Origin of the sequence: Streptomyces filipinensis (assembly GCF_014649495.1) — a bacterium.
GTDB lineage: Bacteria > Actinomycetota > Actinomycetes > Streptomycetales > Streptomycetaceae > Streptomyces > Streptomyces filipinensis.
Genome location: NZ_BMTD01000001.1, coordinates 723700 through 740079, shown reverse-complemented (window position 1 = coordinate 740079; position 16380 = coordinate 723700). Strand labels below are relative to the sequence as shown.

Genomic DNA, 16380 nt, shown 5'->3' with positions numbered 1-16380 from the left:
CGCTCAGTGCGACGGCGCGAGTGCGAGGCTGACCCCGAGGCCGGCCAGGACCGAGCCGATGACCTTGTTGAGGATCTTCTGGCCGCGCAGCATCAGGGTCCGCATCCGGGCCTGCGAGAAGAACGCGGCGACCACGCCGAACCACAGCAGGTGGGCCAGCGACATGAACAGGCCGTAGCCCACCTGCCGGTACAGCGGGGTGTCGGGGCCGACGACCTGGGCGAAGGTGGAGACGACGAAGAGGGTGGTCTTCGGGTTGAGCACGTTGGTGAGGAAGCCGGTGCGCAGCGCGGCGGAGGGGGTCAGCTCGCGCCGGTCGGCCAGGTCGATCCTCAGTTCGCCGCGGGTGCGGTAGGTGCGGACGCCGACGTGGACGAGGTAGGCCGCGCCGATCAGCTTGATCACCGTGAACAGGGCGGTGGAGGAGGCGATCAGCAGGCCGACGCCGAGCAGGGTGTAGGTGACGTGGACCAGGACGCCGGCGGCGACGCCCGCGGCGGCGAGCAGGCCGGTGCGGCGGCCGTACAGATAGCTGTTGCGGACGATCATCGCGAAGTCGGCGCCGGGGGCGACCACGGCGAGGAGCGTGATCAGGGCGACGGCGAGTATCTGGGTCACGGGGTGACGTCCTCCATGTCGGGCTCCCCGTCGGGAGCGGAGCCGTCGTCGGCGTCCTCCTCGCCCAGCAGGTCGCGGGCGAGGAGCGTGGCGCCCGCGACCGCGCCCGGCATCAGGAACACCGCGACGAACGGAACCAGGAAGGCCAGGCCGAGGGGTGTGCCGAAGCCCCAGACCAGGGTCTTGCGGGAGCGGAGCAGGGCGAGCCGGGCGCGCAGTTCGACGCCCCGGCGCTGCAGGGCCACGGCGGCCAGTTCCTCGGTGAGGAAGAAACCGGTGACGAAGAAGCCGAGCACGGGGACGACGGTCTGGCCGACGAACGGCAGGAAGCCGAGGGCGAAGAGCAGCACGCCCCACAGCGCGGCCCGCACCAGGATGCGCAGGCTGTCGCGGGCCGAGATCCACAGCTCGCGCCAGAGCGGCAGGTCCGACCGCGGGGCGGTGCCGTCGGGCGAGACGTCGGCGTCGACCTGCTCCGACAGGTTCTCGTAGAAGGGCTGGCCGACCAGCAGGGTGACGGCCGTGAACGTCAGCACGGCCAGCAGCAGGCCGAGGGCGAACAGGACGGCCGTCAGAAAGCCGCGGAACAGGCCCTGCCAGGGGCTGGACCAGTCGTCCGCGAACGGGGTCGCCCAGGTGACCGCGTCCTCTCCCCACACGGCGAGCGCGACCAGCGCCGCGGCGTAGAGGACCAGGGTGAGCAGCCCGGGCAGCAGCCCGAAGCCGTACTGGCGGCCGTGCCGGGCCATCCAGCGCTGCCCCTTCAGCAGATGACCGAATCCCGCCCCAAGATCGCGCATGGCGGGAACTCTACCGACTCTCAGCCGGCCAGCATCCGGCGCAGCAGGTCGCGCAGGGAGCGGCGTTCGTCCGCGGAGAGACCGGCGAGGGGTTCGCGGGCGAAGTGCAGGCCCTCGCGCAGGTCCCGGGCGACGCGCAGGCCGTCCTCGGTGGCGGCGGCCACCTTCACCCGGCGGTCCGCCGGGTCGGGACGGCGCTCCACCAGCCCCCGGGACTCCAGGCGGTCCACTATGCCCGTGACGTTCGACGGCTCGCACTTCAGCTTGTGCGCCAGCTTCCGCATGGGCAGCGGCTCCACCGACAGCAGACTGAGGAGCCGGGCCTGCGGACCGGTCAGCGCGTGCTCGCCCGCCGCTTCCTCGTAGTCCGTGTAGAAGCGGGCCACGACGTCCCCGATGAGTTCGACGACCTCCATCGTCAGGGCGTCGGGGCGGTGGGTCCTCGGTGGTGTGGCCATGGACACCAGGATACCCGCTTACTTGACATCCTGAAATATTGAAGCGCATGGTTGTTTCAGGTTCTGAAGTAATCGGGAAAGGCACTGTCATGATCAACCGCGAGTGGCACCTGCTCAGCCGGCCCGTCGGCTGGCCGAAGCCGGAGGACTTCGCCCTCGTCGAGACCCCGGTCCCGACCCCGGGTGACGGTCAGGTACTGGTGCGGAACAAATTCCTCTCCGTGGACCCGTACATGCGCGGCCGCATGTCGGCGGCCAAGTCGTACGCCGCCCCCTTCGAGCTGGGCAAGGTCATGCAGGGCGGCGCGGTCGGCGAGGTGATCGCCTCGCACGCCGAGGGCATCGAGGTCGGTGACCACGTCCTGCACTTCTTCGGCTGGCGCGAGTACGCGGTCGTGGACGCGAAGAACGCGGTCAAGGTCGGCCCGACGGCCGTTCCGGCCGTCCAGGTCGACGCCGGCGCCCACGAGGTGCCGCTGTCGGCGTACCTCGGCGTGCTCGGCATGACGGGCCTCACCGCCTACGCCGGCCTGGTGCGCACCGCCTCCTTCAAGGAGGGCGACATCGTCTTCGTCTCCGGCGCCGCCGGTGCCGTCGGCAGCCAGGTCGGACAGCTCGCCAAGCTCCTGGGCGCCTCGCGGGTCATCGGCTCGGCCGGCTCCGACGAGAAGGTCAAGCTGCTGGTCGAGGAGTACGGCTTCGACGCCGCGTTCAACTACAAGAACGGCCCGGTCGCCGAGCAGCTGCGCGAGGCCGCGCCCGACGGCATCGACGTGTACTTCGACAACGTCGGCGGGGACCACCTGGAGGCGGCCGTCGGGTCGCTGCGCGAGGGCGGCCGCATCGCCGTCTGCGGCATGATCTCCGTCTACAACAACACCGAGCCCGCGCCGGGCCCGAGGAACCTCACCCGCCTCATCCAGACCCGGGGCCGCATCGAGGGCTTCCTGGTCGGGGACCACTACGACCTGCAGCCGGACTTCGTCCGGAAGGTCGGGCCGTGGGTCGCCTCGGGCGAGCTCAAGTACCGCGAGACGGTCGTCGAGGGCATCGAGAACAACCTGGAGGCGTTCCTCGGGGTCCTGCGCGGCGACAACATCGGGAAGATGGTCGTCAAGCTCTAGGCTTCACTGGATTTCCGGCATGCGGTAACTTCATTCCGAAATCCGCCGTCGATCGTGGGCGCGAGTCGTGGCGGACCGAGGAGGAGACAACCGCATGCCCATCACGCAGTCCGACGTCCTGTACACCGCCGTCGCCACCGCCGAGAACGGCCGCGACGGCCGGGTCGCCACGGATGACGGCCGGCTCGACGTCGTCGTCAACCCGCCCAAGGAGATGGGCGGCAGCGGGTCCGGGACCAACCCGGAGCAGCTGTTCGCCGCCGGTTACAGCGCGTGCTTCCAGGGAGCCCTGGGAGTCGTCGCCCGGCAGGAGGGCGCCGACGTCTCCGGGTCGACCGTCACCGCGAAGGTCGGGATCGGCCGGAACGAGGACGGGTTCGGGATCATCGTGGAGATCTCGGCGAGCATTCCGAACGTGTCCGCCGAGGTGGCGCGGGATCTGGTCGACAAGGCCCACCAGGTGTGCCCGTACTCGAAGGCGACGCGGGGGAACATCACCGTGACGCTGGTCTGACAGTCGTCGTTTCAGACAGCGGAGGCCGCACCCTTGGACGTGGGGTGCGGTCTCTTCTCCGGGCGGTGGGCTCAGCCCGCCAGCGCCGCCCTGTGGACCGCCCTCACCAGCCTGTCGTTCTCCGGTGCAGCACCCCCCGGAAAGGCCATCCGGCGGCGCGTGTAGCCGTAGGCCAGACCGCTGCGCGGGTCCGCGAAGGCCTGGCTGCCACCGGCTCCGCTGTGGCCGAAGCTGCCCGCGCCCAGCGCCGGGTGCCACATGTCGGCGGTGGCCTGGAAGCCGAGGCCGTACGACTTGTGGGCACGGGCCACCAGGTCGTAGCCCACGGAGTGGATCTGGCCCACCTCGGCGACCGTGTCGGGCTTGAGCAGAGGTGGCCGGTCGCCCAGTTCGCTGATCGCCGCCGCGTACATCTTCGCGAGCCCCCGGGCGGAGGCGACGCCGCCCGCCGACGCCGGTCCCTTGGCCCGTACGAGGCGGGAGTTGGCGTAGTCCGCCAGGGTGCCCGGCTCCGGCACATGGGTGTTGAAGGCGATCGAGGTCAGCGTGTGCGGCCCGGCCGGCTGCGCGGCCAGCAGCGCCTGCTGCTCGGGGGTCGGCAGCATCGGCTGGACCGGGCGGAAGCGGGGCTCCGCGGACTCGGGCAGGCCCAGGAAGAAGTCCATGCCGTACGGCGCCCGCACCCGCTCCTCGTACACCTCCTGCAGCGAGCGGCCCGTGGCCCGGCGGACCACCTCTCCGGTGAGCGCGCCGATCACCAGCGCGTGGTAGCCGAAGGCCGTCCCGGGGCGCCAGAACGGCTTCTGGTCGGCGAGCCGTTCGGCCATCGTCCGGTCGTCGGCGATCTCCTCGGCGGAGAACCCGGCGTCGATCCCGACCAGGCCCGCCCGGTGCGCCAGCAGGTCCCGGAGGGTCACCGCACCCTTTCCCTCGGCGCCGAACTCCGGCCAGTAGTAGGTCACTTTGCGGTCCAGCTCCAGCGTGCCGTCCTGCACGAGAAGCGCGACCACCAGGTGGGCGGCGCCCTTGGTGGACGAGAACACGCCGTACAGCGAGTCCGCCTCCGCTCCCGCCCACAGGTCGACGACCCGCCGGCCGTGCACATACGCGCACAACTGGCCCTCGTAGTCGTCCCGTTCACCGGCGACGAAGGCGGCGAACTCCTCGCGCACCGACGCGAAGCCCTCGGCGACCGTGCCCTGGACGGTGATCTGCTGCGTCATCCGCTCTCCTCAACTGAGCCGCTGCTCGCTGCTCCCTCTCAGCACAACGCCCTTTCCCGCTCGGGGCGTTCCCGAGACCGGTACGGCGCGACGTACCTGTTCGACTCAACCGTCGTGAGCGGCGGGGGGTGTCGTCGATGCCCCGGATGGCGGATGGCGCGGGGTGGTGCGCGCGTGCGCACTCGGGCTCAGGTGCACCACCACAGGAAGCGGTTGCAGGTCTTGGTGGGCGAGGGCGTCGGGGACGGGCCGGACGTCGTCGGAGCGCTGGACGGGGTGGGGGCCGGCCGGGTCGTGTCGGGGGTCACCGGTGCCTGGGGGGTCGTGCCGGAGTCCGTCGCGGAGGTCGGCCGCGCCGTGTGGGTGTCCTTCGCGTCGGGCGACGCGGAGGCCTTGTCCTTGGGGGACTTGGAGGCGGACGCGGAGGCCGAGGCGTCCGGGGAGGCGGAGCCGGCCGCGCCCGGGCTCGCGCCGGAGGTGCCGGCCGCCGGGTCGGCGCTGGCGCCGGGCGCCGTGGAGGACGCGCCGCCATCGGCCGCGGTGTCCGCCGGCGTGCCCGGCCGGCCACTGGAGAAGGGCGAGAAGGGGGCGTCCGTACCGAGCTCGGCAAGACTGAGACCGCCCGCGGCCAGCACGAAGCCCGCGCCGACCAGCAGGACACGGCGACGTCGGCGCCGGTGCGCGGCGGCCTTGCGGTCACGGCGGCTGGCGTCGGCGTCGGCGGGGCTCACGGCGGCGGTGCCACGCCCCCGGCGCCGCGCCGCCCGGCCACCGGGCTCGGGCTCGGGGTCGGGCTCGGACTCCTCGGGTTCGGGGTCCGGGCCGGGCCCGGGGTCCGGGTCGCCGCCGGCCACGGGCTCGGCCTGCGCGCCGGACGCCCAGCCCTGCTGCGGCTCGGGCCCCTTCGGCCATGCCACCTGTTCCGGCCCGGCCGGCCCGTACTGCTGGGGGATGCGGTACTCGTGGGACTCGGGCTGCGCGTACGGCTGGGGAACGCCGTACCCCGGCATCTCACCCGTGCCCGCGTGCGCGTACGCGACCGTCGTCTCCGCCGCGGGGCGTGCCGGTGCTCCGCACCCAGGGCAGGCCAGGGCGCCGTTGAGGTGCCGTTGGCACGGGTGGCAGTAGTCCATGACGCCGGAAGACTAGATTCCCCATGGGGCCTGTTCCTAGGCACCGCTGTGAAGGTTTCGTAGAAAGCGAAATAATTCTCGAAAGGCTTGCCGAAACCGTTACCTGTTCGACCCATTGACACCCCGACCGCCCCGTCCTTACTGTCACGCCAGCATTTCGAACGTGTGACGAAATCTCGAACAGCTGAGGGGCAACTGCCGTGCGCATCACCGGAATCAGCACGCACGTGGTCGGCACGCCGTGGCGCAACCTGACCTACGTCCAGGTGCACACCGACGAGGGGCTCACGGGAGTCGGCGAGACCCGGATGCTCGGTCACACCGACGCGCTGATCGGCTACTTGCGGGAGGCCGAGGCCAATCACATCCTCGGCTCGGATCCGTTCGCCGCCGAGGACCTCGTACGCCGGATGAAGTACGGCGACTACGGCCGTGCGGGCGAGATCGTGATGTCGGGCATCGCGGTCGTCGAGATGGCCTGCTGGGACATCAAGGGCAAGGCGCTGGGCGTGCCGGTGTGGCAGCTGCTCGGCGGCAGGGTGACGGACAAGGTCAAGGCGTACGCCAACGGGTGGTACACGACCGAGCGAACGCCGGAGGCGTACCACAAGGCCGCCCAGGGGGTGAGGGAGCGCGGTTACCAGGCGCTGAAGATCGACCCGTTCGGCACCGGGCACTTCGAACTGGACCACCGGGAGACCCTGTACGCGGTCTCGCTCATCGAGGCCGTACGGGACGCGATCGGCCCGGACGCCGAGCTGATGCTGGAGATGCACGGCCGCTTCTCCCCCGCGACGGCCGTCCGGCTGGCCAGGGAGATGGCGCCCTTCCAGCCGGCCTGGCTGGAGGAGCCGGTCCCGCCGGAGAACCTGAAGGCGCTGGAGAAGGTCGCGGCCAAGGTGGACATCCCGGTCGCCACCGGTGAGCGGATCCACGACCGGATCGAGTTCCGCGAGCTGTTCGACAGCCAGGCCGTGGACATCATCCAGCCGGACGTCGGCCACATCGGCGGCATCTGGGAGACCCGGAAGCTCGCGGCGACCGCGGAGACCCACTACATGCTGGTCGCGCCGCACAACGTGGGCGGCCCCGTGCTCACCGCGGCCTCGCTCCAGGTCGGCTTCACCTCGCCGAACTTCAAGGTCCTTGAGCACTTCAACGACTTCGCGGACGCGGAGATCAAGAAGGTGGTCAAGGGGGCGCCGCAGGTCGTGGACGGGTACTTCCACCTGTCCGACGCGCCCGGCCTCGGGGTCGAGCTGGACGTCGACGCCGCTGCCGAGTTCCCGCAGCAGCAGGCCCGGTTCGACCTGTGGGCCGAGGGCTGGGAGCAGCGCAAGCCGAAGGGTACGAAGTGAGCTCGCAGGTCGTCGTCGAGGGGCCGGGCGCCCACCGGCTCACGGCGCACACGCCCCGCGACCCCGGCCCGGGCGAGGCGCTGGTGGCCGTGCACGCGGTCGGCATCTGCGGCAGCGACCGCGAGGTGTACCAGGGCAACCGGCCCGAGGGGTACGTGCGGTATCCGCTCACGCCCGGGCACGAGTGGTCGGGGACGGTCGCGAAGGTGGGCCCCGCGGTCCCCGCCGACCTCGTCGGCCGCAAGGTCGTCGGCGAGGGCTTCCGCAACTGCCAGGTGTGCGAGCGCTGCCACGCGGGCGAGACCACGCTGTGCACGGCCGGGTACGAGGAGACCGGGTTCACCCAGCCGGGCGCCATGGCCGGCACGCTCACCCTGCCGGCCCGGCTGCTGCACGTCCTGCCGGACGACGCCGACCTCACCGCCGCCGCCCTGCTGGAGCCGGCCGCCTGTGTCGCGGCCGCCGCGCTCAAGGGCCGGGCCCGGCCGGGCGAGCGGGTCGCGGTGGTCGGCACGGGCACGCTCGGGATGTTCGCCGTGCAGTTCCTGAAGGCGGCCTCACCGGGCGAGCTGCTGGTGGTCGGCACCGGACGGGACCGGGAGGCACTGTCCCGGCGGTACGGCGCGAGCGACTTCCGCACCAGGGACCAGGAGCTCCCCGACGACTTCGACGTGGTGATCGAGACCGCCGGGTCCGCGTCCGCCGCACGGACCGCCGCCGCGCTGCTCCGGCGCGGCGGACGGCTGGTGCTGACCGGGATCCCGGCGCCGGGCGCGGACGGGCTCGACCCGACCGATCTCGTCGTACGGCAGCTGGAGGTGCACACCGTCTTCGGGGCGCCCCCGGACGCCTGGGCGCACACCGTACGGGTGTTCGGCGCCGGACTGCTGGACCCGCTGCCGCTGGTCACGCACGAGCTGCCACTGACCGGGTTCCCGCAGGCGATCGAGCTGGTCGGGGCCGGCGATCCGAAGGTGGGCAAGGTGCTGCTCCGCCCCTGATGACGTACGCCGGCCGGGGCGTGACCTGACGGCGCCCCGGCCGGCGTACCACCAGCTTCTTTTCGCGGAGCCGCACAGGCCGACCGCCGCCCAGAGCCGCGAACCTCGTCCGATATTTCGAACACTCAGGACACTGGACCCTAAGGACAGCTTGTGACCGACGCTTCCGCTCCGGCCGCCCGCAGGCCCGGCGAGCAGCCGCTCGCCACGCTCGGCCTGGCCGCGCCCGCCCTCGATCCCGCCGACGCCTCCGCCCACTCCTTCCCGGGCGGCGGCCGCTGGCGCACCGAGATCCCCTCGTGCGAGGGTCCCGAAGCGCTGGCGGTCGTCCTGAAGGAGGCCTCCCGCCTCGATGTGCCGATCCACCGGATCAGCCAGGGCAGCGGCGTGTGGATGCTCACCGACGCCGAGATCACCGAGATGGTCGAGGCCACCGCCGCACGCGACATCGAACTCTGCCTGTTCACCGGCCCGCGCGGCACCTGGGACATCGGCGGCTCGGTGCGGTCCGACTCACGGGGGGCCGGACTGCGCGCACGGGGCCACGACGCCGTCGCCGGATGCGTCGAAGACGCCGTACGCGCGACGGAGCTGGGCGTCAGGTGCCTGCTGGTCGCCGACGAGGGCGTGCTGTGGACGCTGCACCGGGCCCGTACGGCAGGGATCATCCCAGCCGACACGACGCTGAAGGTCTCGGCGCTGATCGGCCCCGTGAACCCGGCCGCGTACGCCGTCTTCGAGCGGCTCGGCGCCGACTCCGTCAACGTACCCAGCGATCTGACGCTGGATCACCTCACCGAGATCCGCCGGGTGTCCGGCGCCCCGATGGACATGTACATCGAAGCCCCCGACGACCTGGGCGGCTATGTGCGCATGTACGAGGTCGCCGAGCTGATCCGGCGCGGCGCCCCGCTCTATCTGAAGTTCGGCCTGTCCAAGGCGCCCGGCCTCTACCCGTGGGGCACCCATCTGCGGGACGTGACCCTGGACACCGCCCGGGAGCGGGTGCGGCGCGGCCGGCTCGCCCTGGACCTGCTCGCCCGGCACGGCGCGGACGGCGACATGGCGCCGCTCGGCTCGCGGCTGCCCGGCCCGCTGCACCGCTTCCCCACCACCGCGTGACCCCTCTCAACGACGAGAAGAACAAGGACGGACCACCATGCGCAACCGCAGAGCCGCACTCGCCGGCATAGCCGCAGCCGCCTCGCTCGCCCTCACCCTGACCGCCTGCGGCCAGAGCGGCTCGGGCGGCAGCAAGGAGAAGACGACGGACGCCAAGGGCGCCACCATCGGCATCGCCATGCCGACCAAGTCCTCCGAGCGCTGGATCTCCGACGGCAAGAACGTCGTCAAGGACCTCCAGGCCAAGGGCTACAAGACGAAGCTCGTCTACGGCGAGGACGATCCGGCCACCCAGGTCTCGCAGATCGAGAACCTCATCACGCAGGGCGTGAAGGGCCTGATCATCGCGGCGATCGACAACAAGTCGCTGGACAGCGTGCTCCAGGAGGCCGCCGACGCGAACATCCCGGTCATCTCCTACGACCGGCTGATCCTCGGCACCAAGAACGTCGACTACTACGCCTCGTTCGACAACGAGAAGGTCGGCAGGCTGCAGGGCCAGTACATCGTAGACCGGCTCGGGCTGGGCAAGGGCAAGAAGGGTCCGTTCAACATCGAGCTGTTCGCCGGCTCCAACGACGACAACAACACCAAGTACTTCTTCGGCGGTGCGATGAGCGTGCTGCAGCCGTACATCGACAAGAAGCAGCTGGTGGTCAAGTCCGGGCAGACCAAGCTCAACCAGGTCGTCACCCTGCGCTGGGACGGCGCCACCGCGCAGAAGCGCATGGAGGACATCCTCACCGGCTCCTACAAGAGCGGCCGGGTCGACGCGGTGCTCTCGCCCTACGACGGCATCTCCATCGGCGTCCTGTCCGCGCTGAAGTCGGACGGCTACGGCTCGGGCAGCCAGCCACTGCCGGTCATCACCGGCCAGGACGCCGAGATCGCCTCGGTGAAGTCGATCATCGCCGGCGAGCAGACACAGACCGTCTACAAGGACCTGCGCAAGCTCGCCGAGGTCGCCGCGACGATGGTCGACGACTCCCTGAAGGGCAAGAAGCCGCAGGTCAACGACACCAAGACCTACGACAACGGGACCAAGGTCGTCCCGGCCTATCTGCTCCAGCCGGTGAGCGTCGACAAGTCCAACTACCAGCAGGTCCTGGTCGACGGCGGCTACTACACCGAGTCCGAGCTGAAGTAACCCGCCCCGACCCCCTCCTGATTCCTACGGATTGGAAGGCACGACCATGGCGGGACCCGTCCTGGAAATGCGCTCGATCGTCAAGACCTTTCCCGGTGTCAAGGCGCTGTCGGACGTCACCCTGACCGTCCGGCAGGGCGAGGTCCACGCCATCTGCGGGGAGAACGGCGCCGGCAAGTCCACCCTGATGAAGGTGCTCTCCGGCGTCCACCCGTTCGGCGGCTACGAAGGCGACATCCTCTTCGAGGGGGAGGTCTGCCAGTTCCGGGACATCCGGGCGAGCGAGCAGCGCGGCATCGTCATCATCCACCAGGAGCTGGCGCTGGTGCCGCACCTGTCGATCGCGGAGAACCTCTTCCTCGGCAACGAACACGCCCGGGGCGGCCTCGTCGACTGGCGCGAGACCCTGCGCCACGCCACCGAGCTGCTGCGCCGGGTCGGTCTGCACGAGCACCCGGAGACCCGCGTCGCCGACATCGGCGTGGGCAAGCAGCAGCTGGTGGAGATCGCCAAGGCGCTGTCGAAGGAGGTGAGGCTGCTGATCCTCGACGAGCCGACCGCGGCCCTGAACGACGAGGACAGCGGCAAACTCCTCGACCTCATCCTGGAGTTGAAGAACCAGGGCATCACCTCGATCATCATCTCCCACAAACTCAACGAGATCCGCAAGGTCGCCGACTCGGTGACGATCCTCCGCGACGGCCGGTCCATCGAGACCCTCGACGTGAAGGCCCCGGAGACCACCGAGGAGCGGATCATCTCCGGCATGGTCGGCCGCGACCTCGACCACCGCTTCCCCGAGCGCACCCCGCACCAGCCGGAGGAGGGCGCGGCGCCGGCGCTGGAGATCCGCGGCTGGACCGTGTTCCACCCCATCGACCAGCAGCGCAAGGTCGTCGACGATGTGTCGATCGAGGTGCGCCGCGGGGAGATCGTCGGCATCGCGGGCCTGATGGGCGCCGGCCGCACGGAACTGGCGATGAGCGTCTTCGGGCGGACGTACGGCCGGTACGCCGGCGGCACGGTGCTGAAGGACGGCACGCGGATCCGTACGAAGACCGTCCCGGAGGCTGTCGCGCACGGCATCGCGTACGTCACCGAGGACCGCAAGCACTACGGCCTGAACCTCATCGACACCATCAACCGCAACATCTCGCTGACCGCGCTGGGCAAGGTGGCCCGGCGGGGCGTGGTGGACGAGCACGAGGAGCGGCAGGTCGCCGAGGGCTTCCGGAAGTCCATGAACATCAAGGCGCCGACCGTGTTCGAGCCGGTGGGCAAGCTGTCCGGCGGCAACCAGCAGAAGGTCGTCCTCAGCAAGTGGATCTTCGCCGGACCGGACGTGCTGATCCTGGACGAGCCGACCCGCGGGATCGACGTCGGCGCCAAGTACGAGATCTACACGGTCATCGACCAGCTCGCCGCCCAGGGCAAGGCGGTCGTCTTCATCTCCTCCGAGCTGCCCGAACTGCTCGGCATGTGCGACCGCATCTACACGATGGCCGCCGGGCGGCTGACCGGTGAGGTGCCGAGGGCCGAGGCCACGCAGGAAGTGCTGATGCGCCATATGACGAAGGACAAAGAGGTAACGCGATGAGCACGGATGTGACCGCCAAGAGCCCGGCTCCCGCGCCGCCGGGCGGGAAGGGCCCGGCCGCCCCGGGAGGGATCCTCCAGCTGGTGCTGGACGGCCTGCGCCGCAACATGCGCCAGTACGGCATGCTGATCGCGCTCGGCCTGATCGTGGCCCTCTTCGCGGTCTGGACCGACGGCGACCTGCTGCTGCCGCGCAACGTCTCCAACCTGGTGCTGCAGAACAGCTACATCCTGGTCCTCGCGATCGGCATGATGCTGGTGATCATCGCCGGGCACATCGATCTGTCGGTCGGCTCGATCACGGCGTTCGTCGGCGCCTTCGCGGCCGTCCTGACCGTCCAGCACGGGATCTCCTGGCCGGTCGCGCTGGTGCTGTGCCTGCTGGTCGGTGCGGCGGCGGGCGCGGCGCAGGGCTTCCTGATCGCCTACCTCGGCATACCGTCGTTCATCGTCACCCTCGCCGGGATGCTGGTCTTCCGCGGTCTGACGGAGCTCTTCCTCAAGGGCCAGACCCTCGGCCCCTTCCCGAACGGCCTGCAGAAGATCGGAAACGGCTTCCTGCCCGAGGTCGGCCCGAACACCAACTACCACAACCTCACCCTGCTGCTCGGGCTCGTCCTGATCGCGGCCGTGGTCCGGCAGGAGTTCCGCGACCGCCGCCGCCAGCAGGAGTTCTCCCTGGACGTCGTGCCCACCCGGCTCTTCCTGCTCAAGCTGACGGCCCTGGTGGCGGCGATCGTCGTGCTCACCCTGCTGCTCGCCAGCTACAAGGGCGCCCCGATCGTGCTGATCATCCTCGGTGTGCTGGTCGTCGGCTACGGCTATGTCATGCGCAACGCGGTCTTCGGCCGGCACATCTACGCGATCGGCGGCAACCTGCCGGCGGCCAAACTCTCCGGGGTGAAGGACAAGAAGGTCACCTTCTACGTCTTCCTGAACATGGGCGTGCTCGCGGCCCTGGCCGGTCTGGTGGTCGCCGCCCGGCTGAACGCGGCCTCGCCGAAGGCCGGTGTCAACTTCGAACTGGAGGCGATCGCCTCGTCGTTCATCGGCGGCGCGTCCATGAGCGGCGGTGTCGGCACCGTCCTCGGCGCCATCATCGGCGGTCTCGTCCTCGGCGTGCTGAACAACGGCATGAACCTCCTCAGCGTCGGCACCGACTGGCAGCAGGTCATCAAGGGCCTGGCCCTGCTGGTGGCGGTCGGGTTCGACGTGTGGAACAAGCGCAAGTCCGGTTCGTAAGCCAGATCGGGCCCCGCCGACCGAGGCGGGGCCCCTCCTCTTCCGGGAGTCGTGTCCATGGAACTGAACAGACGCACGGTCATCGCAGGAGCAGCCGCGGCGGGTGTCGCCGCCACCACCCTCGGCTCGGGCAGTGCCCAGGCCGCGTCCGCCTCGTCGGGGGGCCGCAAGCCGGTGAAGGAACCGTTCGGCACCCTCGCCGACGGCACGAAGGTCCACCGCTGGTCGCTGGAGAACGGCGGCACCCGCCTGAAGGTCCTCTCCTACGGCGGTATCGTCCAGTCCCTGGAGATCCCCGACCGGCACGGCCGGTACGCCAACGTCTCCCTCGGCTACGACGACCTCGACGCGTACGTCAGGGGAACCACCTACTTCGGGGCCACCATCGGCCGCTACGGAAACCGCATCGCCAAGGGGCGGTTCACCCTGGACGGCAGGACGTACCAGCTGTCGGTCAACGACGGTGTGAACAGCCTGCACGGCGGCAAGCAGGGCTTCAACACCAAGGTGTGGGACGTCGAGCCCTTCACCGCCGGCTCCGACGTCGGTCTGCGCCTGTACTACACGAGCGTCGACGGCGAGATGGGCTACCCGGGCACGCTCAGGACGAAGGTCACCTTCACCCTGAACCGGCACGGCGACTGGCGGATCGACTACGAGGCGACCACCGACAGGCCCACGGTCGTCAACCTCACCAACCACACGTACTACAACCTCGCGGGCGAGGGCAGCGGCAGCATCTACGACCACGAGCTGTGGCTGGCCGCGAGCCGCTTCACCCCCACCGACACGGGCCTGATCCCCACCGGTGAGCTGGCAAAGGTCAAGGGCACCCCCTTCGACTTCACCCACCGCAAGCCGATCGGCCGGGACATCCGCACCGGCCATCCGCAGCTGGTCACCGCCAAGGGATACGACCACAACTTCGTCCTGGACAAGGGTGTGACCGCGCGCCCGGAGCACGTCGTCACCCTGCGCGACCCGGGATCCGGCCGCACCCTGAAGATCTTCACCGACCAGCCCGGGGTGCAGTTCTACTCGGGCAACTTCCTCGACGGCACGCTCGTCGGCCAGTCCGGCCGCACCTACCGTCAGGGCGACGGACTGGCCCTGGAGACACAGCACTTCCCGGACTCGCCGAACGAGCCGTCGTTCCCGTCGACCGTGCTGCGGCCGGGCCGGACGTACCGCACGACGACGATCCACACCTTCGGGGCGTGAACCGGCTCACGTCGCCGGTGAGTTGAACGCCACTGCCGTCCCCTCCGTATCCATGGGCGGCCCGTGCTCCCCCGCACGGGCCACCCTGAACGGAGGACGCTTTGGCCGGCAACGTCACCTCGTTGTTCCGCGGCGGCGCCGCGCACAGCCCCTCGATGGCGGCGCTGGCACGAGAGGGTGGCGACGGAACCGGCCCGGTGGACTTCTGCATCCCGTGCAACCCGTACTTCCCCACGCCGGCCATGTACGACGAGCTGTCGGCCCGGTTGCGCGAGATCATCACGTACTACCCGAGCGGCGCCGACACCATCACCGGCGAGCTGTGCTCCCTGCTCCAGCTGCCGCCGCAGTGCGTGGCGATGGGCAACGGCTCCACGGAACTGATCACCTGGATCGACCACCTCCTGGTCCGCGAGTCCCTCGCCGTTCCGGTGCCCACCTTCGGCCGCTGGACCGACCAGCCGATGGAGACCGGCAAGCGGGTCGACATGTTCCCGCTGCAGGAGGCGAGCGGGTTCGCGCTGGACCTGGCGCAGTACGCCGAGTTCATCCGGGCCCGCAGGACGCGGGTGGCGGTGATCTGCAATCCCAACAACCCGGACGGCGGGTATCTGCGCAAGCAGTCGGTGGTGCAGTTCATGGACGCCATGGCCGACCTGGACCTGATCGTGATCGACGAGTCCTTCCTGGAGTTCGCCGACGCGGAGACCGAGCCCAGTGTCGTCCAGGAGGCCATGCTCCGCCCCAACGTGATCGTCCTGCGCAGCCTCGGCAAGAACTTCGGCCTGCACGGCATCCGTTTCGGCTACCTGGTCGCCAACCCGGCGCTCGCGGGCAAGGTCCGCTCCATGCTCCCCAAGTGGAACCTCAACTCCCTCGCCGAGCACGTGGTGTTCATGCTGAAGGAGCACGGCGCCGAGTACGCGCAGAGCCTCACCCAGGTCCGCCGCGACCGGCTGGAGATGGCCAGCCACCTCTCCGCGCTCCCCGGCCTCACCGTCTACCCCTCGCAGGGCAACTTCCTCTTCGTGCGCCTTCCCGTCGGTGCCGAGGGCACGCTGGTCCGGGACCGGATGCTCACCGAGCACCGGATCCTGGTCCGTGAGTGCGGCAACAAGATCGGTTCTTCCAGCCGCTTCCTGAGACTCGTGGTGCGCCCCCAGGTCGACGTGCGTCGCCTGGTGTCCGGCCTGGAGCAGGTGCTCTACGGGTCCAGGAGGGGAGCCGCCGTACCCGAGCTGGGCACCGGGACCAGCTACAGCTCGGGTACGGCGGCGGTGGACCGGCTGGTGAGCGAGACCAACGGGGCCGGCCTGCGGATGCCCGCGGCGCCCGAGCCGGCACCGGTGCCTCAGCCGGCGGTGTCGCCGCCGTTGCCCGCGGCGGCCCAGCCCCTGCCCGTGGCCCAGCCGATGGCACCGCAGCCCGCCCCGCTGCAGCCGCCGATGGCACCGCAGCCCGCGCCGGGACAGCGGCCGATGGTGACGGCACCGGTCCCGCAGCCGGCCCCGATGCCGGCACCCGCTCCCCTGCCGACACCGCTGCCCGCGCCGACGCCCTTGCCCGCTCCCACTCCGGTGCCCGTCCCGGCACCGGTCCCGGCGCCCGCCGCCGCGCTCGCCCCCACTCCCCCGGGCGTCCCCGCGCGCGGCGGGCTCACGGCGGCGCAGGTACGCGGCACGACGGCGCCGGAGACCCCCACTCCGGCTCCGGCGGCCGGCCTCACGCCGGCCCCGGCCACCGGCTGGCCGAACGCCCAGAGCTGGCCCAACGCCCAGAGCTGGCCCAACGCGGCGGGAATGGGGCAGGCGGCGGGCTAGCAC

At 70.6% G+C, this 16380-nt stretch carries 15 protein-coding genes; 10 read left to right on the top strand and 5 right to left on the bottom strand.

Annotation, left to right across the window (positions count from 1 at the left end):
* Nucleotides 1-3: 3 nt before the first annotated feature.
* Genes IE244_RS03255 through IE244_RS03245 form a run of 3 tightly spaced genes read right to left on the bottom strand, consistent with a single transcriptional unit; the run spans nucleotide 4 to nucleotide 1876 of the window.
* The gene (locus tag IE244_RS03255; protein WP_191871067.1) at nucleotides 4-618 is read right to left on the bottom strand and encodes a LysE family translocator; all 615 of its coding nucleotides are present in this window, start codon (nucleotides 616-618) and stop codon (nucleotides 4-6) included.
* Nucleotides 615-1418 (bottom strand): EI24 domain-containing protein, encoded by an 804-nt coding sequence (locus IE244_RS03250; RefSeq protein ID WP_191871066.1) that lies wholly within the window; start codon nucleotides 1416-1418, stop codon nucleotides 615-617. Before IE244_RS03250 ends, IE244_RS03255 begins: the two co-directional genes overlap by 4 nt.
* A 20-nt stretch (nucleotides 1419-1438) precedes the next feature.
* Nucleotides 1439-1876: a MarR family winged helix-turn-helix transcriptional regulator gene (locus tag IE244_RS03245; protein ID WP_191871065.1), complete on the bottom strand. Its 438-nt coding sequence runs from the start codon at nucleotides 1874-1876 to the stop codon at nucleotides 1439-1441.
* A gap of 89 nt (nucleotides 1877-1965) precedes the next feature.
* Here IE244_RS03245 and IE244_RS03240 point away from each other — a divergent pair, with 89 nt between their 5' ends.
* Nucleotides 1966-3000 carry an NADP-dependent oxidoreductase gene (locus tag IE244_RS03240; protein WP_191871064.1) on the top strand — a complete coding sequence of 345 codons (1035 nt, stop codon included), beginning with the start codon at nucleotides 1966-1968 and terminating at the stop codon, nucleotides 2998-3000.
* Nucleotides 3001-3094: 94 nt separating this feature from the next.
* Nucleotides 3095-3514: an organic hydroperoxide resistance protein gene (locus tag IE244_RS03235; protein WP_191871063.1), complete on the top strand. Its 420-nt coding sequence runs from the start codon at nucleotides 3095-3097 to the stop codon at nucleotides 3512-3514.
* 71 nt (nucleotides 3515-3585) lie between these two features.
* Here IE244_RS03235 and IE244_RS03230 read toward each other — a convergent pair whose 3' ends face one another.
* Both IE244_RS03230 and IE244_RS03225 read right to left on the bottom strand, forming a co-directional pair.
* Nucleotides 3586-4737 (bottom strand): serine hydrolase domain-containing protein, encoded by a 1152-nt coding sequence (locus tag IE244_RS03230; RefSeq protein WP_191871062.1) that lies wholly within the window; start codon nucleotides 4735-4737, stop codon nucleotides 3586-3588.
* A gap of 188 nt (nucleotides 4738-4925) precedes the next feature.
* A complete protein-coding gene (locus IE244_RS03225; RefSeq protein ID WP_229853927.1) occupies nucleotides 4926-5870 on the bottom strand; it encodes an SCO2400 family protein in 945 nt (314 codons plus the stop codon).
* A 200-nt stretch (nucleotides 5871-6070) separates the two neighbouring features.
* On the opposite strand from IE244_RS03225, the gene IE244_RS03220 reads away from it, so the two are divergent.
* The 8 genes from IE244_RS03220 (at nucleotide 6071) to IE244_RS03185 (ending at nucleotide 16377) form a co-directional block, all read left to right on the top strand.
* Entirely contained in the window at nucleotides 6071-7228 is a 1158-nt protein-coding gene (locus IE244_RS03220; RefSeq protein ID WP_191871061.1) for a mandelate racemase/muconate lactonizing enzyme family protein, read from the top strand.
* The gene (locus tag IE244_RS03215; RefSeq protein WP_191871060.1) at nucleotides 7225-8229 is read left to right on the top strand and encodes a zinc-dependent alcohol dehydrogenase; all 1005 of its coding nucleotides are present in this window, start codon (nucleotides 7225-7227) and stop codon (nucleotides 8227-8229) included. Before IE244_RS03220 ends, IE244_RS03215 begins: the two co-directional genes overlap by 4 nt.
* Before the next feature lie 153 nt (nucleotides 8230-8382).
* Nucleotides 8383-9351 (top strand): hypothetical protein, encoded by a 969-nt coding sequence (locus IE244_RS03210; RefSeq protein WP_191871059.1) that lies wholly within the window; start codon nucleotides 8383-8385, stop codon nucleotides 9349-9351.
* 37 nt (nucleotides 9352-9388) lie between these two features.
* The gene (gene chvE, locus IE244_RS03205) at nucleotides 9389-10498 is read left to right on the top strand and encodes a multiple monosaccharide ABC transporter substrate-binding protein (protein ID WP_191871058.1); all 1110 of its coding nucleotides are present in this window, start codon (nucleotides 9389-9391) and stop codon (nucleotides 10496-10498) included.
* Between the two features lie 46 nt (nucleotides 10499-10544).
* Nucleotides 10545-12095 (top strand): multiple monosaccharide ABC transporter ATP-binding protein, encoded by a 1551-nt coding sequence (gene mmsA, locus IE244_RS03200; protein WP_191871057.1) that lies wholly within the window; start codon nucleotides 10545-10547, stop codon nucleotides 12093-12095.
* The gene (gene mmsB / locus IE244_RS03195) at nucleotides 12092-13336 is read left to right on the top strand and encodes a multiple monosaccharide ABC transporter permease (protein WP_191871056.1); all 1245 of its coding nucleotides are present in this window, start codon (nucleotides 12092-12094) and stop codon (nucleotides 13334-13336) included. The genes mmsA and mmsB overlap by 4 nt, the downstream gene beginning before the upstream one ends.
* A 57-nt stretch (nucleotides 13337-13393) precedes the next feature.
* Entirely contained in the window at nucleotides 13394-14557 is a 1164-nt protein-coding gene (locus IE244_RS03190; RefSeq protein ID WP_191871055.1) for an aldose epimerase family protein, read from the top strand.
* 101 nt (nucleotides 14558-14658) lie between these two features.
* Nucleotides 14659-16377: a pyridoxal phosphate-dependent aminotransferase gene (locus IE244_RS03185; protein WP_191871054.1), complete on the top strand. Its 1719-nt coding sequence runs from the start codon at nucleotides 14659-14661 to the stop codon at nucleotides 16375-16377.
* The last annotated feature ends 3 nt before the right edge of the window (nucleotides 16378-16380 follow it).

Coding starts and splice junctions, on each gene's coding strand:
- IE244_RS03250 (WP_191871066.1), bottom strand. CDS start 1,418: ATGCGCGATCTTGGGGCGGGATTCGGTCATCTGCTGAAGGGGCAGCGC.
- IE244_RS03230 (WP_191871062.1), bottom strand. CDS start 4,737: ATGACGCAGCAGATCACCGTCCAGGGCACGGTCGCCGAGGGCTTCGCG.
- IE244_RS03235 (WP_191871063.1), top strand. CDS start 3,095: ATGCCCATCACGCAGTCCGACGTCCTGTACACCGCCGTCGCCACCGCC.
- IE244_RS03190 (WP_191871055.1), top strand. CDS start 13,394: ATGGAACTGAACAGACGCACGGTCATCGCAGGAGCAGCCGCGGCGGGT.
- IE244_RS03240 (WP_191871064.1), top strand. CDS start 1,966: ATGATCAACCGCGAGTGGCACCTGCTCAGCCGGCCCGTCGGCTGGCCG.
- chvE (WP_191871058.1), top strand. CDS start 9,389: ATGCGCAACCGCAGAGCCGCACTCGCCGGCATAGCCGCAGCCGCCTCG.
- mmsA (WP_191871057.1), top strand. CDS start 10,545: ATGGCGGGACCCGTCCTGGAAATGCGCTCGATCGTCAAGACCTTTCCC.
- IE244_RS03225 (WP_229853927.1), bottom strand. CDS start 5,870: ATGGACTACTGCCACCCGTGCCAACGGCACCTCAACGGCGCCCTGGCC.
- mmsB (WP_191871056.1), top strand. CDS start 12,092: ATGAGCACGGATGTGACCGCCAAGAGCCCGGCTCCCGCGCCGCCGGGC.
- IE244_RS03245 (WP_191871065.1), bottom strand. CDS start 1,876: ATGGCCACACCACCGAGGACCCACCGCCCCGACGCCCTGACGATGGAG.